Source organism: Photobacterium sp. Alg240-V54, from assembly GCF_900537155.1.
Classification (GTDB): domain Bacteria; phylum Pseudomonadota; class Gammaproteobacteria; order Enterobacterales; family Vibrionaceae; genus Photobacterium.
Window position 1 is genome coordinate 702,458 of the sequence record NZ_UNRL01000002.1, and the last position, 24,889, is coordinate 727,346.

The 24,889-nt window shown below is 38.0% G+C and carries 21 protein-coding genes; 5 read left to right on the forward strand and 16 right to left on the reverse strand.

What is annotated here, in order from left to right; translation table 11 throughout:
- Positions 1-54: 54 nt before the first annotated feature.
- On the reverse strand, positions 55-420 hold the full coding sequence (locus G6R09_RS08690; protein WP_060996443.1) for a hypothetical protein: 366 nt from the start codon (positions 418-420) through the stop codon (positions 55-57).
- 292 nt (positions 421-712) lie between these two features.
- Here G6R09_RS08690 and G6R09_RS08695 point away from each other — a divergent pair, with 292 nt between their 5' ends.
- Positions 713-994 (forward strand): hypothetical protein, encoded by a 282-nt coding sequence (locus tag G6R09_RS08695; protein ID WP_065166110.1) that lies wholly within the window; start codon positions 713-715, stop codon positions 992-994.
- A 232-nt stretch (positions 995-1,226) separates the two neighbouring features.
- Here G6R09_RS08695 and G6R09_RS08700 read toward each other — a convergent pair whose 3' ends face one another.
- Positions 1,227-2,729, reverse strand: coding sequence for a sodium:alanine symporter family protein (locus G6R09_RS08700; protein ID WP_065166109.1), 1,503 nt, complete (start codon positions 2,727-2,729; stop codon positions 1,227-1,229).
- 564 nt (positions 2,730-3,293) lie between these two features.
- Entirely contained in the window at positions 3,294-4,298 is a 1,005-nt protein-coding gene (locus G6R09_RS08705) for a ribonuclease (protein WP_163921711.1), read from the reverse strand.
- Between the two features lie 458 nt (positions 4,299-4,756).
- Here G6R09_RS08705 and G6R09_RS08710 point away from each other — a divergent pair, with 458 nt between their 5' ends.
- From G6R09_RS08710 to G6R09_RS08720, 3 genes are all read left to right on the forward strand, one after another.
- Positions 4,757-5,071, forward strand: coding sequence for a hypothetical protein (locus G6R09_RS08710; RefSeq protein WP_065166107.1), 315 nt, complete (start codon positions 4,757-4,759; stop codon positions 5,069-5,071).
- 387 nt (positions 5,072-5,458) lie between these two features.
- The gene (locus tag G6R09_RS08715; RefSeq protein WP_082955599.1) at positions 5,459-6,334 is read left to right on the forward strand and encodes an ABC transporter ATP-binding protein; all 876 of its coding nucleotides are present in this window, start codon (positions 5,459-5,461) and stop codon (positions 6,332-6,334) included.
- Positions 6,331-7,161, forward strand: a complete 831-nt coding sequence (locus G6R09_RS08720; RefSeq protein WP_163921714.1) for an ABC transporter — start codon at positions 6,331-6,333, stop codon at positions 7,159-7,161. Before G6R09_RS08715 ends, G6R09_RS08720 begins: the two co-directional genes overlap by 4 nt.
- Before the next feature lie 142 nt (positions 7,162-7,303).
- On the opposite strand, the gene G6R09_RS08725 is transcribed toward G6R09_RS08720, so the two are convergent.
- The 4 genes from G6R09_RS08725 to G6R09_RS08740 form a co-directional block, all read right to left on the reverse strand.
- On the reverse strand, positions 7,304-7,507 hold the full coding sequence (locus tag G6R09_RS08725) for a hypothetical protein (RefSeq protein WP_036795050.1): 204 nt from the start codon (positions 7,505-7,507) through the stop codon (positions 7,304-7,306).
- 333 nt (positions 7,508-7,840) lie between these two features.
- Positions 7,841-10,708 (reverse strand): Hsp70 family protein, encoded by a 2,868-nt coding sequence (locus G6R09_RS08730; protein WP_163921716.1) that lies wholly within the window; start codon positions 10,706-10,708, stop codon positions 7,841-7,843.
- Positions 10,709-10,868: 160 nt separating this feature from the next.
- Positions 10,869-12,704, reverse strand: a complete 1,836-nt coding sequence (locus tag G6R09_RS08735) for an Hsp70 family protein (protein WP_107204462.1) — start codon at positions 12,702-12,704, stop codon at positions 10,869-10,871.
- Positions 12,704-13,372, reverse strand: coding sequence for a DUF2760 domain-containing protein (locus tag G6R09_RS08740; RefSeq protein ID WP_065166557.1), 669 nt, complete (start codon positions 13,370-13,372; stop codon positions 12,704-12,706). Before G6R09_RS08740 ends, G6R09_RS08735 begins: the two co-directional genes overlap by 1 nt.
- A gap of 466 nt (positions 13,373-13,838) precedes the next feature.
- On the opposite strand from G6R09_RS08740, the gene G6R09_RS08745 reads away from it, so the two are divergent.
- Positions 13,839-14,192: a YajD family HNH nuclease gene (locus G6R09_RS08745; RefSeq protein ID WP_036795047.1), complete on the forward strand. Its 354-nt coding sequence runs from the start codon at positions 13,839-13,841 to the stop codon at positions 14,190-14,192.
- Between the two features lie 115 nt (positions 14,193-14,307).
- On the opposite strand, the gene G6R09_RS08750 is transcribed toward G6R09_RS08745, so the two are convergent.
- From G6R09_RS08750 to G6R09_RS08790, 9 genes are all read right to left on the reverse strand, one after another.
- Positions 14,308-15,390: a site-2 protease family protein gene (locus G6R09_RS08750; protein WP_163921719.1), complete on the reverse strand. Its 1,083-nt coding sequence runs from the start codon at positions 15,388-15,390 to the stop codon at positions 14,308-14,310.
- A 97-nt stretch (positions 15,391-15,487) separates the two neighbouring features.
- Entirely contained in the window at positions 15,488-16,096 is a 609-nt protein-coding gene (locus G6R09_RS08755) for a sugar transferase (RefSeq protein WP_240345715.1), read from the reverse strand.
- 64 nt (positions 16,097-16,160) lie between these two features.
- Positions 16,161-17,345 (reverse strand): glycosyltransferase family 2 protein, encoded by a 1,185-nt coding sequence (locus G6R09_RS08760; RefSeq protein WP_163921725.1) that lies wholly within the window; start codon positions 17,343-17,345, stop codon positions 16,161-16,163.
- Entirely contained in the window at positions 17,342-18,430 is a 1,089-nt protein-coding gene (locus tag G6R09_RS08765) for a glycosyltransferase (protein WP_163921728.1), read from the reverse strand. The genes G6R09_RS08760 and G6R09_RS08765 overlap by 4 nt, the downstream gene beginning before the upstream one ends.
- A 169-nt stretch (positions 18,431-18,599) precedes the next feature.
- Complete coding sequence (locus G6R09_RS08770; protein WP_163921905.1) at positions 18,600-20,045, reverse strand: chain-length determining protein; 1,446 nt, start codon at positions 20,043-20,045, stop codon at positions 18,600-18,602.
- Positions 20,042-21,193 (reverse strand): glycosyltransferase family 1 protein, encoded by a 1,152-nt coding sequence (locus tag G6R09_RS08775; RefSeq protein WP_163921731.1) that lies wholly within the window; start codon positions 21,191-21,193, stop codon positions 20,042-20,044. The genes G6R09_RS08770 and G6R09_RS08775 overlap by 4 nt, the downstream gene beginning before the upstream one ends.
- Positions 21,190-21,936: an acyltransferase gene (locus G6R09_RS08780; RefSeq protein ID WP_163921908.1), complete on the reverse strand. Its 747-nt coding sequence runs from the start codon at positions 21,934-21,936 to the stop codon at positions 21,190-21,192. Before G6R09_RS08780 ends, G6R09_RS08775 begins: the two co-directional genes overlap by 4 nt.
- 121 nt (positions 21,937-22,057) lie before the next feature.
- A complete protein-coding gene (locus tag G6R09_RS08785) occupies positions 22,058-23,443 on the reverse strand; it encodes an O-antigen ligase family protein (RefSeq protein WP_163921911.1) in 1,386 nt (461 codons plus the stop codon).
- Positions 23,433-24,887, reverse strand: a complete 1,455-nt coding sequence (locus tag G6R09_RS08790; RefSeq protein ID WP_163921734.1) for a lipopolysaccharide biosynthesis protein — start codon at positions 24,885-24,887, stop codon at positions 23,433-23,435. The genes G6R09_RS08785 and G6R09_RS08790 overlap by 11 nt, the downstream gene beginning before the upstream one ends.
- Positions 24,888-24,889 lie beyond the last annotated feature (2 nt).

Genomic DNA, 24,889 nt, shown 5'->3' on the forward strand with positions numbered 1-24,889 from the left:
TCGTGCTGATACTAATAAGCAGTGCTACAGATGAAGCACTGCTTGTTTATTTTATTATGCTGATTGTAGCAATAATTGACCAAGGTAATTCATGGCAAAAGCAGCATCTTGCGCAGCTGTATTGACTTGAGTAATGAGTAGCTGGGCGCGTTTATCGTCTTCTTTTAAACTGATTTTAATTTTATTAACCAGTTGCTCTGCCATTTCTGTCTTTTGCTTACAGTCATTAAATAATGCTGAAATAACGGCAATATCAATCTCGCCACCTTTTGCGAACAAATCGGCTGCAATATTATAAACAGTATAAAATTGATTGGCCGCGTCTTTCTTGCCTGCTTCAACGTCTTTAGCCCACTCCGTAGACCATGTTTTAAATATAACGGCAATTTGAGGGTTAGGTTGCACTTTTATTGGTTGCATTATGTAGTCCTAGAAGTGGTGATATCTAGCATAGTAATGCAGCTGATTACGGGTTTAAAGGGCAATTTTTAGAAAGTGACACTATTGAGTGAATTTAATAAGTGTTGAATGTTTTTAGCGCATAAAGTGGTTATTTACTACACAATATTGGACTCAGTATCACAGAATCAAGTTATATTTATCATTTTACATCAAAATCTTTGCGAAATATCTTGCATGCGACACTGTAACGTTTTACGTTAAATACAGCTCTTGGCAGTAGTGATAGCCAACAGGAGCTAAGGAGAAACTCATGATTAACGTGAACTTCGAATTGGCCAAGCAAGCATATGCAAAAGTGCTGATGTACCCTCATGGTGGTGAAATAGAACAACATGAATATATGGCACTGCGTGTTTTCCGTTGGGATCTAGCACGTGCAGGCAAGCCAATAGATACAGCCTTTGATTTAAGATTACAAGCAAGTGGTTATCGTAAAATAGCCTCTCAGCCCGCAAAAGCCCATCGTCCACTTCCTGCGTGTGTTTTAGCACAAATGAGTGACGGCTGGAAAAGCCAACATGGTTACCTATAATGTTTGAATATCCCCCAAGGCTAAAGAATCTTTTTCTTTAGCCTTTTTATATTGTGTTTGTTTGCTTCCCTATATCAGGCCCAAAGCTCAACATTTAATAATAAATAGTATGTTTATATTTTGTCGAAAATTGTAAGAGGGATGACTCAATGGAAGCGTTATGACTGTAAAAAGAACGAAAAAAAACCAGCCATTACTGACTGGTTTTAGATATTAATAGGCTTTGATTCGCTTACTTATTAAATGTATTGCCATTTGCTTCGCGTGCTTCTGCAATAGTATCTGGGTGCCATGCACCTTCGATATCTTTTAGCTCTTTAAATTTAGAGCGATCAAATTCTGGCGTTTTACCTGCTTTAAGTTGTTCTTCGTAATCTTTAATGACTTTAATTGCCAATCCAGAAAGGAAAATCAGAGCAACAATGTTAACCAGTGCCATTAGGCCCATAGAAACATCTGCTAAACTCCAAACAACAGGCAGTGATGCAACAGCACCAAACATTACCATGCCTAGAACACAAAGACGGAATAAGAATAAACCACGCTTGGTATTACCGTTGAGGAACATGATATTTGTTTCTGCATAAGTGTAGTTGGCAATGATTGATGAGAAGCAAAACAGTAAAATAGCTGACGTAATGAAATACGTTGTCCAATCACCCAGTTGGTTACTCAGTGCTTGTTGTAATAAACCAATACCTGTCGACGCATCCGGTGTATTCATAACACCAGAAAGCATGATCATTGCCGCAGATGCTGTACAAATAACGATGGTATCAACGAAAACACCCAGCATTTGGACAAAGCCTTGTGATGCAGGGTGGTTAGGGTTCGGCGTCGCACTTGCTGCAACGTTAGCCGCTGAACCCATACCGGCTTCATTTGAGAATAAACCACGAGCAATACCACTTTGCATCGCTTGTGAAGCTGTGAAAGCGACACCACCGGCAACGGCTTCATGCCAACCAAATGCACTCTTAACAATAAGAGCCAGAACAGCAGGTAACTCAGTAATGTTCATTGCAACAATCACTAACGCGATAGCTAAATAGCCAACCGCCATGATAGGCACAATTTTTGTAGAAGCTGTAGCGACACGGCGTAAGCCGCCCATAATGAAGAAAGCCGTAAAGACAACAATCACAATACCTTGTGTGGTTTCATCCCAGCCAAAAGAGTGGTGCAGTGCGTCAGTGATGGTATTTGCTTGAACGGCATTGAAAACAAAACCAAAAGCAATAATAAGACAAATTGAAAAAAGAGTACCCATCCAGCGCTTGCCAAGACCTTGCTCCATATAATAAGCAGGGCCACCACGATATTGACCATCAACATCTTTTACTTTGTAAACTTGGGCAAGGGTCGATTCAATAAAAGCGGTTGCCATACCGAAGATAGCGATTAGCCACATCCAAAAGATAGCACCAGGGCCACCAATGGTTAATGCAACAGCAACACCAGCCATATTACCGGTACCAACACGTGCAGCCATCGATGTACAAAAAACTTGATAAGAACTAATACCGTTTTCTATTTCACGGCCACTTTTTAGGACATCGATTGAATGACGGAATTGACGGATCTGGATAAAACCTAGACGAACACTAAAGTAAATTCCTACACCAACCAATAAATAAACGAGAAGTTGGCCCCATAAAACGCCATTTACTGAACCAATGATCGCCATTAAGGCGTCATTAATTGATCCCAGTATATTTCCATTCGTAGAAGTCATATTTTTTCCTGTTAATAAAACTATGCAACCTCGAAAGACTACTTAGTGAAGAGGAACATTCATCCGTTATGAGTGCTCTGCTATCGGTTGTTATAATAGGTTTTTTATTGATAATAATTTGCAACAAATATAAATAGTAGATATTACAAATATTAAACATGTAACCGATTTCATTGCCATGAAGGCGATGCAAGGTAGCACAAAAAAACAAAAATCCAAGGAGACTTATATCACAAAAAATGAATTATTACTATGTAACGCGTTACATTATTAACAGCTGGTAGTTATTTTAGTCTTTATAATCAATGTGTTGAAGAAGTGTGTGAATGGATTCACTGAAAAGCTATTGAACGGCGTGCATTATCGTATGTTGAGATTCGGCGGTTTAAAAAAAAGACATTGATGTCATTTATTGATGTGTTATTTATTGTTTGAAGTGGTAAGTGATAGTGAAAATAGTTGATATATCACTATCTAGAAGGACAAAAGTAAATGTAGATAAACAAGAAAGCAAACAGTCGCTCGCTCTCTTGTTTGTAGTCGATAAATCAAATATGAGAATGCTTACTTGCCTGCGGCCTCAATGTATATCTTTTTGTGACAATTACCATAGAACGGGCGTCCTTTAGGTCCAGATTCAAGTAACTGTTGAACACTATTATTAACATCAAATGATTTACCAATATTCAATCGAACTTCATTTAAATAACGACCTTGGCTACAAGCTAGACTAATTCGGTCTACCGCATCAGCACCAAAATGTGAAATGAGGTTCTTCTTAAAGCTTGCTGTTGAGACATTATTACCAATATTGGCTTTTATAAATTGGCCAATTGCTGAAGCATCGACTTTCTCGACTAATTTGGTTGCTGTTAGAAAATAAGCATTATCATCAAGGTTTTGGCAGGCGCCGTGTTTCTTCCATTGATATTCGCCAAACTTTGTTTGGTAATAAAAATTTGGCATCCATGGTGCAATGTCTTTAATGGTTTTAGCAGATAAATCGAGGCGGGCATAACGATCACAATAGCCATATTTGGTGCCACAGCTGGCTTTGTTTGGCCATAAACCGTGTAGCGTTAAATGAGTAATGTTTAATTTACCATCATTAATTGCAGTACATTCTGGCTTATTACCTTTATATTTAAAGTGCTCACAAAATCCAGGTTGCCATGTTAAGGCTAATACATATGAATCAAAGTCATTACGCGTATCACACTGTTTTGAGGCTGGATTTGATGTTGAAGAAGAAGGTTTAAAGGTAATATCATCATTAAATTGTGCGTTACCACACGATTTACTTACCCAGCGCATAGAAGGGGATGCGTTAGGTATTAATATTTGGACCCAATCAAATTCTTTTTTATTAATAGCCTTTATTGCATATTGTTTATTACTAACAAGCTGAGTGCTATCAGGATTAGTTTGTTTACGAAAAGATTGATAGGCATCGCAATCGCCTGTTGCTGTAAAGCTACCAGAGGCTCGAATGGATGCGGTTGCAGTAATACTTGAAAGCGAAAGGATACCACCGATAATGACGGTAATGAAATGAGAGTTAGTACGCACAATATGCCTATTCTGAAATGATAATTGAGTGTTCACTATAGTTGATTATGATGCTTTTATTAAGGTATATCATTTTTAGCATCGAATAATAAAATGTGATATTGAGTCAGAAATCGAGTCAAAAAAGAACATACGGCAATCGAAAATGAATAAATTGACGATTTTTTTAAATTAGTGTTCACAATAAAGCCAACTCAGAGTAATATTCACAGAAGTAGCGTCCCCAGCTACACGAAAATGAAAAGATCAATTATAATAAAGAGTCTTTAGTGTAAACAGAACACTTAAAGAGTGTCGGTAAATAGACACCTATCTCATTTATTCATCTGAGGTTATTAATTTCATTTAGCTAAATATAGAACAATGTTAAATTTCCTGATTAATATTGATCATTTTATCAATGCATGCTTTGCCATTACCGTGCGAAAGCAAATTTGTATTATTATCCGAGGTTATTAATGGACAGTTTCGCTGCTGCAGAAAAAGCGCTCAGTGCGATGTTAAAAAGTGTAGAAGCAACCGGTGAAGTCAAAGAAGCCCGTGTTGACTACCGTCAAATTCTAATTGATTTTGCTGATGAAGTTCCTGGTCGCCAAAAAGCCGTAATTAAGCGTATTCCTCTACAAAAAATCAATAACCTAATTGCTGTATTGCATGAATTCAAACAAGAATCACGTCAATCACGTATGATTGAGATTTTAGCAATGATGGAAAAAGATGACGTTTCACCACATGATCTAGTTATTGAAGAGTTATCAAACGAAGCTGAATAATTATATAAAGATAATATAAATCAATAACTAAGCGTTATTTGATTATTGCAATATAAAATGCCAATATCGCAGATGTTTAATACTATATTTATTGTGTAATTTCAATTGCAGCCTTCTTATTTTAATATAGTAAGTCGCATTTTTTATATTAGCTATTTATTTAGTATACAGAGCTAATTATATTTGCTCTGTATACTCTCCTCTTACTATCTATTCTCAATACATTCCGTATGGCGTGTTTTATTTCCCATAAGCGTACTCTTTTCTATAGCCCATAATTAAACGTTGTTTTATTTTTGTCAGTTTTGTAAGTCTTTAATTTATAAAGCGACTTATTTATGTTATTAATAACGCTTATCTGAATTCATTAACTACTAAGGATGTTATGTGAATAATATAAGCTGTGACGAACCTTTTATTAAAGCTCAACACATTACAAAGTCTTATCATGGCAAAAAAGCGCTAGAGAATATTAGTTTTAACTTAGCGAGTGGACAAGTCCTTGGTTTGTTGGGTCATAATGGTGCAGGTAAATCGACATTAATAAAAACATTATTAGGAATGCACAGCTGTAGCGGAGAGCTAAGTATTTTTAATTTATCGCCTGAAAAGCACCGAGACCAAATAGTTCAGAACCTTGCCTATATATCTGATGTCGCTATGCTACCTGATTGGATGACGGTGAAACAATTAATTTCTTATGCAGCAGGCGTCCATCATGGTTTTGAACGTCCTAAAATGCTGCAATACTTAGATCAAACTAAAATTAATCTTAATAGTAAAATAAGAACGTTATCAAAGGGCATGAAAGTACAATTGCACCTAGCGTTAGTCATGGCAACCAATGTCAATGTACTTATCTTAGATGAACCAACGCTTGGGTTAGATCTTATGTATCGTTCGACTTTTTATCGCACATTAATGGCATGGTTTAAAGAAGGTGAGCGGGCATTAATAATTGCGAGTCATGAGGTCAATGAGATTGCACATTTACTGACAGATGTTTTGATACTTAAAAATGGTCAAGCGGTTTTACAAGCACCACTCTCATCATTAGCGACTGAGTTTACGATCTTATCGGTTAATGAAAACAATATAGACGCAGCGAAACAATTACATCCTTTAACCGTCAATTGTCAATTAGGGCAATATCGATTGCTATATGAGGGAGCTGACGTATCACAATTAACCTTGCTAGGCGATATTAGCCAGCCAAGCCTTGCTGATATATTTTTAGCGAAACAGCAGGAGACAGTCGCATGAAGCAAAGCTATACGTTAATTAAAACGGAATTATTAGAACATAAAATAATTGTGCGATTACCTGTGTTTCTAGCATTATTTTCAATGCTTGTTGTGGTTATGATACTCACCAATATTAATAATTTTTCGTTTAATATCCAGACAAACGGTTTTGATGGTTGGCAACCGCCAATAACCACATCATCGTTTGCTGGAATAGTTGGTTCAGCGTCTTTTTTTGTTGCAGGTATTGTGTCGTTACTGAGTTTTTTTACCTACTCTGCAAGAGCACTTGCCAAAGAGCGTAAAGAAGGCAGCTTGGCTTTTTGGCATTCAATGCCAGTGAGTGACAGTAAAGCAATTGCGATTAAGCTATTGGTCGCATTAGTTGTTATTCCGCTATTTTCGTCATTACTGTTATTATTTATTGATGCCACAGTGTGGATTGTCGCTATGTGGGTTATGCCGGCAGATATGTTGGCTGAGAATGCACTCTCTTTGGTAGCGATTGGATTACATTGGGGACAGTTTATTGCCACAATGGCGGCCATGAGTTTAGCTTTGCTGCCAGTTGCATGCATTATCTTTTGTACTTCTCAGTTAACTGATCATCCATTATTGGTGCTGTTTGTCGTAATAACATTAGTTAAATTAATTAGTTCGATGTTATTTAACTCAATGGCTATCGGTGCCTGGATTAATAAAGTCAGTAATTTGGCGTTTAATATTCTAACCAGTGAACATCCGTGGCAAACATTAGCAAATATAGGAACAATAACATTATTAGGGTTATTGATTTTATCTATTGGAATATTTAAAGCGAGTGTCCATTTGCGTAGCGGTGATTGACGCTAACTATATAATATACAGTTATAAAAAAGAGAATGTAGCGATACATTCTCTTTTATTATGCCTCTAATTAAACCATGGTTATTTTATTTCATATATACATGCTGTATATCGGTTTAATTATAAATAATATATTTAATTATTAAGCTGCAGAAACAGACTCAATGTATTGTACTTCGTTTTTATATTTACGAACATTACGAGACAAAGTGCCTTTTGGCAGCTCATAACGCTTCTCAGCTTCATAGCTTGATAGACCATCAAACACTACAGCAGCTACAGCAACACGCTGGTTTTCTGATTTGAAGATACGTTGTGCGATTAAATCATATTGTGTATTAGTCATAGTCTTGCCTATTTGGTTTTTTGAGAGTGGGATAATGGCGTTCCAATTCGTCCACTCAATGCTTGAAAAACGGTCGACCTGTTAGATATATAACAAGTAAACAAATGCTGTTAGCAAGACAATAGCAATGTGAACCTTAACAGAAGATTAATAGAATTATATTTGTGGTTCAATTTAGAATTTAAAATGAAAAATTAAGGATTACATCTCTTTTTTTAAACCATTAAGCCAGTAATTGGGTTTTATTTTTAAATAAGAAATATTAGATTGAAAATATGAAATTAAATAAAGAGAGGCCGTCACCTCTCTTTAATCGTGTTAGCTTAAATTTAATTAACCAATAAGACGTAATCCATTGGGTAATGCATCACCGAAGACACGTTTAGTTTCATCTTCTGTCAATACTTTGACCTCAGAAACCATCTCGATCCAGCTTTCTGGTGCTTTACTTTGTTTTAATTTATTAATGACTTGTTGGCGTAATTCATCGTTGATATCTAATGTACGATCGCCAGTCATGCGGGTCATCATTACTGCAGCAAAACCAATATATGATTCCTTACGCCAATCATAACTCATCAGTTCAGGTAAGCAGTACGAGACGTGCTCTGCAGATAATAAGTTATGGTTATTGCCATAAAATGGCGTACGAGTGGCAATACGGCCGATTGCCCACCAATGCGCTTGAGCATATTGGGTTTTTTGTAAACGTCCAAAAAGCCATTCAATGAGTTGCAGCTTCTTATCAAATGGTAAATGCTCTAAAGAGGCCGCTAAGCGAACCATATCTTCATAGCTACGCTCTTGGAGTTCTTTGTTGAGTTTAGCGTTGCGGCTTGCTCCAGGAGTAATATATTTAGCAACATCTTTATAGATAAGTAGTTGCTGCTCTTGGGTTAAGCCTCCGGCAACACGGCGCCAGAATGTCCACCAGTCACACCATGTTTGGGTGTTGGTATCAAATTGAATTCCGTGTTGATACAACTGCCAGATTTGTTCCATGCGGTATTCATCTGCAGGGTAGCCAAAACCAGGACGCATGGTAAAACCTGCTAGTTTTAACCAATTACGCTCATGAAGATCTGAACGGCGACGGCGCTTTTTACTTTCAAGTAGCGCATTGGCAAGTTCACGTAAACACGGTGTTTCCCAATTATCGCGTTTGCCTAATATCTTATCGAGATCATTACGGAGTGTTTTAACCGCTTTATTGTTATCGGTGTTTTTACTGCCACCAAAGACTTTTTTAACAGCGTCAATAGCATCGGGCATTCGAGTGGGAAGCTCACTTTCAGCCAGAGTACTATCGCCATTATTGCGGTTTAAACGAGCTAAATCTTTACGAATAGCAAATTCAACTTTCCAACGTTTATTATTATCACTAAGACTAACCGCTTCAATTTGTAGCGTGCCAACTTCTGTTAATTGGCAGGCTAAGGTGACTTCTTCGCGATCTTTTTGGTTGGCTGCTAATTCGCTACGATCGCGTTCACTGTCTAATGTTGCAATAAACGGTGGTAGACTCACATAACCATCACCAATGATTTCAATCAGTTCACCGACATCATGATGTTTATCATTAGTAGAAGAAACTAAATTAAATCGTACTGGCTCACCCAGTGTTAGCGCAAATTTACGGTGTGTTAATGTAACTTCAATACCTTCTTCAATTCCTTTAGGTAATAAACAAATACCTTGTTTAGTACCTTTATTTTCACCAATAGTTAAGAAGAATGAACGGGCAGATCCTCCGCCAATTTTAAGCTGTGCGCCATGACGAGCTTTAGCATAAGCAACAGCACCAAATGCAACAGCCAAATCAGGGTGTAGATTTTTAAGTTCGGTTACGGGAGCACCGCGCCAGCGAGAAATAATATCTAACGTACGTGCTGACAGTAGCGGGCTGTTAAAAACACCACCATTGAGTAATACCGCAACAGGGATCGCCGGTTGATCGTCATTAATAATGATTGAGTCTGAGTGGTGGAGGTTAAAATCATTAAACGCTTCACGACAAACATTATCATGCAGATCAATAAACTGCGCGACATGCTTACTGATAGCAGGATCTGCCGCGTAGGGGAGTCCAAACTCAACCATAGCCGCTTGTCGTTGATTAGGTTGATCGGTGAATTCAGTAATAGGGAAAAAGCCATCAAGGGCGATGCTATGCACTTCTTCACGGTTTAACTCAATACTTTTAGCACCACCAATCAACCGCGAGCCACTGCCGAGCATAGTAACTTTGGCGTTGTCTGGTGCGTTGCCTGATAATAACTTTTCTTTTACCTTACGGGTTTGCTGAATCAGCTTTGATAATGCAGCAGGGCTAAGCTTTTTTGATTCGCCATGCAAACGTTGTTCGGCAACGTGTGCTAATGCTAAATCGAGGTTATCACCACCTAGCATTAAGTGATCACCAACCCCGATACGATCAAGAGTTAATTTCCCTTGATCGCTACCGACTTTAATTAAACTTAAATCGGTTGTACCACCACCCACATCGCACACCATTAATAATGGAATGTCTTTTAATAACTCATCGGCTTGTTGGCGGTTTTGAGCGTACCAGTCGTAACAAACGGCTTGCGGCTCTTCAAGTAACAAGACTTTTTTTAATCCCGCCAGTTCAGCTGCTTCTAATGTTAATGCACGTGCTGATTCATCAAAAGAAGCAGGCACAGTGATCACCACTTCTTGTTGAGCAAGTTTGTCATTTTTATGGTGATAGTCCCACGCTTGACGCACATGGTTAAGATAACTAGCACTAGCAATAACCGGCGAAACTTTTTTTACATCAGATGTTGACGCTGTTGATGACCACGGCAAAATAGCTTCATTACGATCAACATGTTGATGCGACAGCCAACTTTTCGCACTGACAACTTGGCGCCCTTCAACTTTCGCACCTAATTCACGTGCAAATTCACCAATAATAACACTCGCAATTTCACCTTTTACAGGTTCAGTGTTCCAAGGTAACACCAATTGGGTTGCGTCCATTTCACCTTCAGCTGGGTGATAACGGAAAGAGGGCAGTAGTGGTTTACGTGCGACTTCACCCGGTGCAATTAATTGATCAATTTCAAAAATATGCATCGGACTTGTTTCTAATGTATCTGTAATCTCACTGTAAGCGACAACAGTGTGGGTAGTACCAAGATCAATACCAACAAGATAACGAGGGGAAGATGAAGGCATGCTGACTCCATAAAATAATTGCAATGAGAAAATAGCCTGATGGGAAACGATTGATGTGTCAGTTTTTACGGGTGAAAATTAGAAGAATATAGCCCGCTGACATGTTTCATTGGCCAGATAAATAAACGGCGCACTATAAAGTGCGCCGCTGTATAAGCTATTACGCTTCGCGAACGTCAAATTCGACTTGCCACTTCTGACCATTATCGGTCGCAATGGCTTCAAGGCATAACATACCCAGTTCAGTGACATGCGAGGCAAGTTTAACCGGAACAACCTCACCAGCACTACGCCCTTCAGAAACTGGCAGTGTCATTTGAATGGTTGGTAACTCCTCCATTTCTTCTGGTTGCCACCAATCAAGGTGAGTACCCGCTATATCGTCACGACGTACGGTTGAACCAAAGAATTTAAACTGCACTGGCTGGCCAATGATTAAACCAAATTCTTGACTTGGTACATCGGCTTGGCTGCCTTCTTCCATACCAAAAGGCGCCACACAAAGTGCTTCTAGTGGTGGTTCCATGCCAGGAATAGCAGGCATTGCACTTTCAATACCCACGTAGTAGCTGCTTGCAATACCACCACGAATACGTACACCTTTACCACGGCGAACAAAGCCATAGTATGACGCGCCACTTGCGACAGCAAGATCAAGATCAAGACCTGAAAGTAACTTCGCTTCAGCAGAGCCCGCAGTCGTTAACCAGCTATTGATGGTTGATAGTAGACGCTCTGATAATAATGATGATTTAAGTACACCACCGTTAAACAAAATAGCAGTAGGGCGAATAAAGCCTTCATGCTGTTGTTCATATTGTGCAAATAGTTCTTCTACAGCTTGGCTTTGACGGCTTAAGAAACCAGCAACATGGCGTGATACCGCAGCATCTTGTGCATAAGGTAGACCCATTTGGGTTAATGCACCACGCGCTGTTTGTACTGGTAACTCTTCAATGGTTGATTGTGGGAAGAAACCTTCAACCAATGTTTGCTGCACTTCTTCTTGGGTCAGTTCTGTTTGTAGCGTACCGCCAAGAAGCTTAGAGCCGCGGCTTGGAACCACAATTGGCATCGATTGTAATTCAGCATCGTTAAGCAGCGCTTCTTTCGCATCACGACAAGCATGCGTGATCGCCAACACTTGCCATGGCTGTAATTGCTTGCCTTCTTGCGCTAGCTTCATCTTTAAACGATAAGCAAGAGCAAGATCCATGTTATCACCACCCAGAAGGATGTGATCGCCAACAGCAACACGGTTAAGCGTTAAGTTGCCGTCTTCTTCAGTAACCGCAACTAATGATAAATCCGTCGTACCACCACCGATATCAACCACTAAAATTATATCGCCAACAGCAACTTGGTCACGCCAGTTATCGTCATTATTCTTGATCCAGCTATAAACGGCGGCTTGTGGTTCTTCAAGCAAAGTTAAGTGTTTAAAGCCAACGTTACGTGCCGCTTCTGCGGTTAATTCACGTGCAGCAGGATCGAAAGATGCTGGTACAGTAATGGTGACATCTTGATCACTAATTGGCGTTTCTGGATGTTGGAAGTTCCATGCATCAGCCATGTGCTCAAGGTATTTCTGTGTCGCTTCAAGTGGTGATACTTTTACCACTTCTTCTGGACTATTAAGTGGCAAAAATGCATCACGACGGTTAACACCACCATGACATAGCCAACTTTTTGCACTTGAAATAAGACGGATCGGGGTCTTACTACCAAGGTTTCGTGCCATTGCACCAACAATAGCATTAGGCTTTGCATTCCAAGGAAGTGCAGTATCGCCTTCAGCTAGCTCTGATTCGTGAGCTTGGTACATGAACGAAGGTAATTGATTCTTGTCTTCCACATTACCAGGAGTAGTTAATTGTGGAATCGTCATTACAGTGACATCAGCGTTTTCACTTTCAAGATCGACATAAGAAAGCACACAGTGTGTTGTGCCTAAGTCAATACCGACGCTGTAACGATGTTGTTGTGTATCTTGCATTATAATTCTACCTCAGCGGCTGCGATGATATGTACATCATGGCCTTCTGCCAATTTAGGCAATTTAACATTTGTCACTTTCCAACCGCGATGGATCAGAGTGCCATTAAATGGCGCTTCGCCGACGACGTTACCCGTTAGGCGTACTTCAGACGCATTAAACCCTTGGGGTAGGGTAATACGTGATTCTTCATCTTCAGCACGTACTGGTGCAAAGCTAAAGTATTCATTAAGTACTTTCTGACCGCCTTCATGAATAACACGAGCAGCAGCGCCAATATCAGCATCTGCAAAGCCTTTAAGATCTTCTTGCATGAAATCAATAAAGCGCGCGTCTTGTTGTAAAAGTGACAGTAGTTGGAGTGCTGAATCTGGCGTTGATGTTTTGAGTTTAGGTTCAACTTCTATTTCAACGATTTTCTCAACAATTTTTTCTACTTCAACAATTTTCTCAACAGGTTTTTCGATAATCTTTTCAACAACGATTTCGACCGGTTTTTCAACCTCGACAATCTTTTCTACTTCGATTTCTTTTTCGACAATCTTTTCGACTGTTACTGGCTTGCCTTTCTTCGCGAAATACATGACCAATAAAATCAAAACTAAAGCGCCTAAACATGCGTGACCCATGTCGATAGTAGTTGGCACAGCCGACAAATCAACGTGTATCTTAGAAAAATCAAAAGCCATATTTGTTTACTCTTTGCGGTGAAAAGGGCGATTCATTTAACATCTTGTTAGAATCAGCTTTAAATAATTGCTGGAATAGTAGCATAGACCTATTAAAAAATGGCTAATTAAACGGTGTTTTATAACCGATATTCGTTAATAAAGGCTGATTTTGCTTAAATTCCATGCAAGTGATTACGTTAAGTTGTACTCAGTTTAGTCGTTTCGATTATGTTCAAAAATAATTTAGTCAATAAATGGGGATGATAAAATTTATTTCAAGCTAACTGTTTGTATTAAAACAGGCTTAAATAATAAATGACGGCTATCAATGATTTTTAATAATCTTTAACTGAAAACTGTTATTTTAAGGTGGTTGAATCGAATTTATGGCGGTAATATGCGCCATAACTAATGACATCAGCCTTGTGTTTGTTGTTTGGTATTTATATTAATAGGTCAAAATATGTCGTCTGATTATACTGGCAGCAGTGCCGCTTATGCTCGTCAAGAAGCGGGCTATCGTGAAAAAGCATTAAAAATTTATCCTTGGGTGTGTGGTCGTTGTTCCCGTGAGTTTGTTTATTCAAACTTACGTGAGTTAACTGTTCACCATGTTGATCACGACCATACTAATAACCCTCAAGATGGCAGCAACTGGGAATTATTGTGTTTATTTTGTCATGATCATGAACACGAGAAATACACTGATGCTGATAATGGTCAAGGCAGTGTGATTCGTGCAGGTGAGGATGATCACCAAGCGGCGACATTTAACCCCTTTGCAGATCTTAAAGCGATGATGGCGAATAAAAAATAATACCGTTATGGTTAACCCCAGACTGTAATCGTAATAAAAAGCCAGCATGACAGATGAACGTAGTTTATATCGTTCAATGAGTGCTGGCTTTTTCACATCTTAATTTTACGGTTTGTTAAGTGCCCAGTATTTGTAGCGGTAGGCTAAGTAAACTATCACCAAGGCTTGCAAAATACGCAATAATTCCAACAAAAGCAGCGACTAGACTGATATACCATACCGTAGAGAAAATCTGACCATAGCGATCTAAAGGTAATAGATGACTTTGATGACGTTGTCGCCATTCAAAGATAATTTCTAAGCTACCCATAATCAGTAGAAAACCAAATAACGTTAGCCCTAAGCGATAGCTTAAAATGACGCCAGCAACTGCCGCTAACGCACAAGCAATAATGCCAATTTTACTGTTCATTGAAAAACTAATGCTTTTTAGAACATGACCACCATCGAGAGGCAGAATTGGCAATAAATTAAATAAGTTAAGTAGCGCGTTAAAAACCGCTAAACCAGCAAAAAACATTTCACCTGTGATCCAGTAGGCAATCATGCTGGCTAGCGACATGATCAATCCAAATGCTGGCCCCATAATTGAAATCACCACATCTTGCCAGCGAGTGTTAATTTTCTCATCACTTAATGCTAATCCACCCAAAAAGGGAATTAAGTAAATGCCTTTGGTTTTCATGCCAAAATATTTCATAGCACGAATATGACCATATTCATGAAACACTAAACAGGCCAGTAGTGCTAATGCAAATTGAATTGAAAACAGCCATGAATAAGCGGCTAAACTTGCTGACGCTAATACAACTTTAATTAATTTGGCGCTTTTAAGGGCTTTCATCCCTAAAGAAACCAGCCCAATTAAACTGAATCTCTTTTCTGCTTTGATCGGCTGTTGTGGTTGCTGGCGTTCAATATCTTTATTATTTCTTTCACCTTGCACTATGACTTGTTGATCGGCGCTGGCTTGATATTGAATTAAAAACGGCTGCCAACTTAAGCTGCCATGAAGTTGGCACTGAATGGTTTGCTCATTATTTGACAGTTCAAATTGATGTATAAATTGATCTGTATCGGTTGGTGCTGCTGCAATTTGAGAAACAAGTGTATTGTCCCAAAATAATTGTTGCCATCCAGCCATTGAGCCTTCAAGTCGCAGCGGCTTACCTAAAAAATCGATAGCCAATAGTTCCAATGCATTATCCACAGAGTAAGGAAAGATAGCGTGATTATACGGAAAAAAGTCTATTGAACGAGGTTATGTTACGGGTTGTTACATATTCTTATTATCGTTATTGTCCTTGACTAGAGATTACCACTTTTACTGTGACCAAGAGAATATAGACATCTGTTTTTATCCAACTTGAGAGTGAGTTAAGTGATAACGCATAGCTATGATCAAAGCCGACTTTGGAGCGTACATCATCAATACAGGTGTCATAGCCTTGATTTATTTGGGCTAAACCAGTGATTCCGGGTAAAACACCATAAGTTCGTTCGCTAAAATAAGGAATTTCACACTCTAGTTGTTGGTAAAAAGAAGGCCGTTCTGGACGCGGGCCAACTAACGACATATCACCAAGTAAGACATTAAACAGCTGCGGTAATTCATCAATACGGGTGCGGCGTAAGAAACGTCCGACTGCGGTGACACGTTGATCTTCTTTACTCGCAAGAATAGCTCCGGTGTGATCTTCTGCGTCTTGTTGCATGCTTCTGAATTTTATCATTTCAAAAATGTGAATTTTATCCGCTGTTGCTTTACCTACCCGCAACTGACGATAAAAAACATCACCTTTGGAGTTCAGCTTAATGGCTGCAGCGATTAAAGGAAAAAAAGGCAATACAATAACTAACATCACCAATGTTAAGCAAAGATCAAACACTCGCTTAGCGATCATTATTGATCGATCAATGTGGATGGTTTTTGTTTTGCAAGAGGAACCGAAAATTGTCATTTTGATATTATTTATGCACACGATTTAATGGCCCTGTTAATTTTCGGAAAATATAATTTATTCCGCCTATAAAATTCGCTGTATGCCCAGCAACAAGATAGGCCAATACATGGAAAATTTTATGTGAAAATAGACGAGGAAGAATGATGCCAAGTATGCTCATAATATAGCCTAATGTTTGGCAAATGAAAGCGACAAGAAACAACGGCGAGCTGATTAAAAGCCATGATCCAATGTATGCCATTAGCATAAAATAAGGCATGGTAATCCGCAGTCCTTTACCTGACAGAAATGTAAAAGCGGTACCTTTATATTTAGGATTAAATAAACCAAATAAACGTACAAGTTGTTGAAAATTTCCGGCTGAAATACGTAAACGTCGAGAAAAATCATCTCGGCGGTCGACATAATCAAGCTCTACTGCGCAAATGGTTGGATCATAAATAGCATGGTGACCTTGCTCGACAATGCTCATCGGTAAAATGAAATCATCGTTAATCGTATCTTTATCTAAAGGTACAAACAGCGTACTTCTAAAGAGATAAAATGCACCGTGAGCACCTAAACTATCGCCAAGAGTCGCTTCTTGTTGTTTAATTTTAGTCTGATAATCCCAATATTGTCTTTCACCGACAGAACTTGGTGTCAACAAGCGATAAGTTGCGTTAACTACTCCTATCTCGCTGTTTTCAAAGTGTTTAGCTGCGATTAATAAAGCATCATAGGAAATTAATGCAGAAACATCACTCAGTGCAATTATATCGCTATCGTATTGTGGTATAAATTGATTGAGAACAGCGACTTTGCCTTGATTTTTTAGCTGCGGAAAAATTTCAATATGGGTATCAGAGCATAAAGCTTCTTGAATAGTATTGTTGGCAATTTCGACCGTATTATCGCTACAGCCATCACAAACAATAATTACTTTTAGCTTGTCGGTTGGATAATCAAGATAAGAGATATTTCGTATTTTTTCAGCAATCCACTGGGCTTCGTTATAGGCTGGAATAATGATGGTCACAGTGGGTAATGTACAATCTTGACTGCTTTTTGAAAATTTTCTTGGAGTCGGCGCTAACGGTTTTTGTGGATGACGTTTAGCAAACCAACTTAATAATATTGGATACAGCGCATGGTGATAAATGACAGCAATGATACTAACCGATGTCATTATATAGAGAAAGGTGGTCATATATTTTCTCCTGAGAAATAAAGTTGTTCATAAGCTTTGGTCATTGTTTGAGCATGGTTATGTTTAAGAATGAAGTTACGGGCATCATGACGAACACCATGATATTGAATCGATTGAATAGCGTTAGATAGCGTGACAGCAGTATTATCATTAACTAATAGGCTATCAGCACTGAGTGTTTCACTGACCCCGCCAACATTATTAGCAATACAAGGAATACCACAGGCTTGAGCTTCAAGAGTTGAAAGCGGAAAACCTTCGTTATTAGAGGGTAAGCAAAACAGATCAAGCGCTTGATAAAACGTTGGCATATCATCAACATGACCGAGAAAGTGGACACGATGCTCAAGTTTATACTGGTGTACTAATTGTTGTAACTCAGAGCGCGTTGAGCCTGAGCCTGCAAGTAATAAATGAAAACTTGAGGGTAATAATTGTAAAGCTTCGATTAAATGGCGTTGACCTTTAACGGTTTCTAGGCGGGCAGCATTGCCAATAACAATACTACCTGTAGGCAGTGCTAGCGCTAGTTTATCACGAGCATGGAGCTTATTGCCGACGGTGAACCGAGACGGATTGATACCATTTTTTATTGTATAAATGGGATAGCTTTTAAATATATTACGTATTTTTTGACGAACAAAATCGGCATCAGCGACGACTGTTGGGTTGGATAACAGCAACGCAATATAATGTATAAAGCGGTGCTTATAGCTATTTAAGTGCCAAGCATCATGTTCGGTATGAATATGCTTTATTAGGTGCTGATGACGTTGAAGTGCGCAGCTAGCATAGAGTAAAGGACCAATGTGGTGTGAGTGAACAATATCTGCCTGATAGTTTTTAAAAACAGCACCTAGCTTTTTAATGGTTGATAATGATATGCCTTGTGGTTTGTTCAAGCCAATAATTTGATGTTTAAATGGGAGTAATTGACGCCAACTCGCGACAATATGTTGGGAAGTACCTTCCATGCTGCAAATAAAAACACGATAGTGAGGATCACTAAACGACAGCATATTTAATACCATTGTTTCTAATCCACCTGGAGATAAATGTTGTACAACATGAATAATGGTTTTCATTACACACTCCTTATGATTCATTGATAACAATGCAGGGATTGTGCCATTAAAAAATGTAATTTATTCAATGTGTTATTTTATTTAGAATAGAATTGTCAGAATGAGAATGAGAATGAGAATGAATATAATAGGAATCTATTAATAGCAAATTGAATACAAGGCAGAGAAATTATTGGCTGTTGTTTGTGGTGGGTGGTTGTTTTGGTATACGGCTTAATATAGGAACAGTACTCAACATTGCTATTTGATCTTTACGACGAATACTGGTGTCACAAATTTCAGCTAAAAAAGCTAATCCAGCCCCTAAACCAATTCCTCCAAGAAGGCCAGCAATGGCAAAAAAGTAAGACGGTAAGTTTGATGGGCTTGTAGGTGTGTAAGGGCGGTCGATAACCTTAATACGTTTTTCTTGCTCAAATACACCTAATGATCGTGTTAATTTTGCCATTTCGAAACGGTTGATAAGATCATTATATAATTCTCGTTTTGAGGCTAAGTCTCGTTGTAATTGTGCGAGTTGTTTCTCGTTTTGACTAAAACTGGCGACTTTAATTTCTATTTCAGAAATGATGATTTTTAATACTCGTGTTTCTTCCTCTAAGGAATCAACTTTTGCTGTGGCTTCTTGTAATTCTTCAAGTTGAGATAATAAAATAGGTGGTGATTTCGATATATCGTTAACACTATTACTACTGGCAATATCCCACAGTTGTTCTGTACTTAAACCTGCAGGTTTTTGTGATAGTAGTCGTGCACGCTCTTTTTGTAAGCGCTTTAAATTACGTAATCGGCCTTGAATCTGGCTATGTTTCGAGGTGTATTTAGCCTGTAATAATGTCAGTTCTGCTCGAATAGTAATGATTTGTTCTTCTAACTTACCGATGACAGGGTTGGTTTTTGATAATTGTAGGTCTATCGAGCCTAAACGCTTTTTTGCACCAGCAAGTTCTGCTTGACGTTCATATAATCGCTGTTTGAGCTTTGCTAAACGATCTAAACTGGATATCTGCATTTCTGGATGCGTCGTGTTTTCTTTATTTTTGAAATCGACTAATTCATTTTCCGCGATATCAAGTTCTTGACGTCTAAATTCAATATTCTCAGCCAAGAACTTACTCGAATCGGTCATTGAAGATCGTTCTGGTGCTAATAATTGCTCGATGAAATAGTAACTGACAGTCTCTAATGTTGTTTTCATATTTTCAGGGTTGTCTGAACGGTAATCTATACGGATAAGATCTTTACCTGCCATTCTAACAGTAAGGCTTTTAGATAATTTAACAATTGCGTTATCAATAGCTTGTGGTGACATAGAGGAATGAATAATACCTCTTTCTTTCGCGACTAGGCCCAAAATATGGCGACTGTGAAGTAAGGTTTGTAATGCACTCAGACGTTCTTTTAGCATTGTTGAAACGGCAAGATCTTCTAAAAAAGGGTTCATCTTTGCTGTTTCTTGAATCAGCATACTGGTATGCGACTCATAAAGTTTAGGTGATAATTTAGCAATGAATAATCCAATAAAAGGCATGATAATAATAGGGATCACTATCATATAGCGTCGTCGCCATACTGAGGTTAATATAATAAAAAAACGCTGGCTTAATGAAATCATAGTAGATTTAGCCATTGTTCAAGTTGCTGTGCTTTTATATCCCATGTTTGTTGTTTACTTAATGCAATCTGTTGTAAACGTTTGTTTTTTTCAATAGTGTCTGCTGTTTGAGTATTATACCAAGCGGTTTTTATTGATTGTAAGTTCATACTAAATTCAGTTGCGTTTTGAGCAAGATTAACAACTGATTTATAAGGAATAACGGCAGTAAACGGAGTGCTGATTATTGGCGTACCTGTTGCTAAATATTCTAATAGTTTTAGAGGATTACAAGATCTTATTTGGGCGTTATCAATAAAAGGTAACAGGCTTACTTGCCAATGCTGACTATATTGCGGCAGCGTTTTATGGGGTTTTTCACCTAGCAAATAAAGATTACTATGATTAAAAAAAGGTGATTTATTGAACATCTTTTTTCCGATGAAAACAAAATTCCAATCGGGGTTATTAGCAATAATATTATTCAGTAAATCATAGTCGAGCCAGTGCGACAAACTGCCATAAAAGCCAGCTGTCGGACGATTATTATTGGGTAAATCATGTGCACGAGAAGCTGAATGGTTAAATAGCTGAAAATCGACACCATGAGGCAAATAACGGGTTTTGTGCTGAGGAAACTTGTTATATAACGCCATACTAGCAGCAAGCACAAGGTTAGCTTTCGAGACTAATTTTGTTTCATGCTGGCTCACAGTCACATGGTCAACTCCGGTTAATGCATTAAAATCATCACCACAATAATATATAACGGCATATTCACCGAGCGCTCCACACAAATCAGCCACTGTTGGTAATGATGTCCATAAAATGGGTTGATGTAGCTGAGCTTGTTTTAAAATAGGGGCTAATTGGTAACAAATAAGTTTTTTAGCTATCCAGCGAGCAAATTTAGTTTTAGGAGCCGGAATAGTCTTTAGAGAAATGGTTTGAAACGGTGCTGTTGATGTAGAAAATGTCGACACTGTTTTAGGTTGGGTGAGTTTATTATATATGCGCTTTATATCATGCAAGCTAAACTGTGGCTTACGTAAGCCAATAGAATTTACCCAGATGATTTTTCGATTGGGCGTGAGGCGCTTAATCAAGTGTTGAGTGCTTGATGGTAATTGGCCCCAGTCTTCTGCAAAAACAATGAGATCATGTTTCATGATGTGTCCTCACTGTGTGTTGATGATGAGTGAAAGGTGAGTGTTTTTATCGCTTTAGCAGGATTACCTGCAATTAAGGTATCAGGCGGAAAGCTTTGTGTAACCACGCTGCCTGTGGCAATAATGGACCTGCTCCCAATGGTGACATTGCCTAGAATACTGACTCGCGTGCATACCCAAACATCATCTTCTAGAATAATTGAGCCAATTTGTTGTGGTAGATCTGCTAACCCTTGTGCTCGTAAATGAGGATCAATGGGATGCCCAGGATAGCCGCAAAGGAAGCCTTGACTGGCAATGCGGACGTTATTACCAATAATGATCTTGTCGCCAACAGCAATGGTTGTCTGCCAGCCTATATCAACATTATCACCAATGGTGAGTGTCGGATTGATGGAATCAGTACGGCCTGAAAACGTTGTTTTACCAGATATTCGACAATCATTGCCAATGCTCATAACGAGCGGGCCACTAAAAAAAGGTAAGCCATTATCCAGTAGTGTTCGTTTACCATAATGATGTAAACGTCCTTTAAAGGCTGGAAGATAATAAAAGCAATGACTGAAATAACCCCATAATGAAGTCAAAGTTCGATGGAGAGAATAGAGTGTAGATTGACACCATTTAGGCAAAGGTAACTCAAAACATCGTATGATTGAGAACAAGCGGATCAAAGCCATAGCAGATGGATGCTGACTGTTTTTAAGCCATTTTTTACATTGAGCAAAAGAAAATAAATACATCATCGCTCTGCCTTTCTTTATATGCTGTCTTTATACTTACATAGACTGTGCCAAAATTTTTTTTAATATTATCAAGTTGTTATTTGAAAAGATTACATGCTTCTCAAATTGAGAATAATATTTAACTATTTATTTTGCATAATGCTTGTTTTGATATGTTGCTAATTGCAATAACCAATGCCGCTAGAATATAAATTGGCCAGGTAAAACCTTGGGTTAGAAAGGTGCCTGATACTATAGTGCCAATAAGGCCAGCATAGACACCTTGCGCGCTAGCGTAAATTATTGGGTTAACTTTATTTTTATGAGTTTTTAAATTATCTAAGGTACGTTTGATATTTTTAATCAGCACAACAATTAGGCTAATAAAAATAGCTAAGCCTATAAAACCTGTTTCTGCTAATACAGAAAACCAAGTGCTGTGAACTGCATGATTAATTCCATCCCAGTAAGTACTAAAAAAGAAGTAATTAGGATAAAAATTACTTAGGCCAACCCCTGATAAAGGATGTTCAAGTGCCATATAAAAAGCAGCTTGCCATGCGTATAAGCGCCCCATTGATGATGCATCAATTCCTGCTTCAGCACTACCACCAGAGGTTCTGTCTGCTATACCGGCAAGGGAAAAAAGCATAATACCAATAACGGCACTACAACTAACTAATAACAGTTTTGATTTAACACGTTGCATACCGTAGATGCCAAATACTGCGATGATCCCTAACAGTCCACCACGGCTTTGAGTCATAATGACTGCAATAAATAACAAGATAGTTGAGATAAGGCCTAATAAACGATACAACCATGATAATTGTGGTGTCAGTAGTAGTGCAATTGAAAAAGAGATCGGAAACATAAGTACTAATGCTAAATCATTTGGATCACCAAGCATAGAACCAAGATCTCGACCGATTGTTGTACGTGTGCCTTCAACGAGCCCAATACCTTCAATTCTATTATAAATAGCAGTAATAGCGACAACCATTCCAGAGAAAATTATTGCTTGTAAGGTCAGCGTCAATTGTCGAGATCTTTGAATTAAAATCGCAATGGCAAATGTCATGATAATGATTTTCCAATAGGTATTTTTGAAGCTTTCAAAGGCGAGCGGGCGGTCTACAGCAAATACAATCCCGATCATAATAATCATTAGAAATGTGGTAATTAATGTAAACTCACGGCACCAAAAAAGCTGAATATTACGTTGAATAAATATTTTCCATATAAATGCAGCCAACGAAATTATCGATAAATATTTAGGGATTTTGAAATCATACAAAAAAGGAAATACTTCATGTAGTCGAAAAAATGAAAATAGAATAAATAGTAATACAATAAAAAATGGATTATTTAAACTATAGTATGCAGCTATCGGAATGATGCCAATGACAATAATAAAAACGGGGTGAGGTAGGAAATACCATATTATTCCGATAATTAATGAAACTAATAATGTTATAAGCCAATATGATGGTAGTGCTTTAGGTGGAGTATGATTAGATAACATCATTATCTCCTGTTAGTTTTTTTGAATTATTTAGACTAGAAAAACTAATTAACTGACTCAAAAAAGCGTAGCTTAATAAAATTAAAAGCGATAAAACAGCACTTAATAAGTAAAATATCAGTGTTTGTTTCAGTTGGCTTAATCCAATAGCGAGGATTGTTATTGTAAATAAAACAGTGATTCTTTTTACTGCAAAAGGAAAGTGTAAACACCGTTGAGATAACCAGTAGGTGGTTAATGTTCTAATACTTTGTGCAATCATTAATGCACCAAGCACACCGTTAATTTTATATATTGGTGTTAACATAATAATGAGTACCACTCCAATGACCGTCGCAATACTATTAATTATCAATAATTTTTTTGTTTCTTTTTTTATTAACGCCCCCATATTAATCAACTCATTAAGCTCTCTAATCGCAAAGATGATCACTAAAATAACAACCAGATCTTTTGCTGAGTGGTAGTTATCGGGCATGAACATATCAATAAAATAAGGTGAAAAAAAGCATACGCAGATTGTTAGACTACAGAGTAAGACAATACTGATGTGAGTGATTTGAGTGGTTACCTTTATGCCATTATTGGATAAATATTGAAATCGTTTTGGCATCCACCACATGCCAAAGGGTTGCATTAAGAGCACTAAAATTAAAGCAAATTTAAAAGCAACGGCGTACAGTGCAATTTCATTGAATGAAACATAATAGACTAATAACCAGCGCTCTAAGCCATTGAGACCAAATATAATTAAGCCGCTGAACATCAATGGTAAACAATAAGACAAATATTTTTTGGTCACATAAAAACTAACGTGATAATTAACCTCCGCTTTTTTATTTGCCTGATATTGTAAGCAGATGATCACTAAAGTTTGTAAAATTGCGCTAATAAATCCGGCTAAAAGAACAGCTTGTACACCAAAACCATAATGCAGAACGATCATCGTTAGCAACGCATGGAGTAGGGCTCTGCCGGTAGTGATATAAAAAAAAATTCCTGCCTTTTCCTGCATTCTTAATGCTGATAAAACAACCATGACGACGGCTTCAAAGGCAAGTGGTAGCAATAATAGTTTAAGTTCTAATGATGAGGTTTGTAATTGGTTAAGTTGACTTAATAGAGGGCATATTATCCAAATAATAGGTAAAGCTATTGCAGCAATTATGATGCTAATAATAAAGATATCTGCGGTAATTTGATGTTGCTGAATTTTTTTAGCTGTACCAGAAAAACGATATAATGCTTCATGTAAAGATAAGCCAAAAATAATGCTGATAATAACGGCAATGGTAGTAAGAGTCTCTAAACGGCCTAATTCAGATTGTGGTAAATGAGTCGCAATATAAGGTAGCATAATAAGTGACACCCCTTTCATAAGTACAATACTAGTACCATAAAGGACGATATTTTTGAGTGGCGTCGATAAAGGCCATATATGCATAT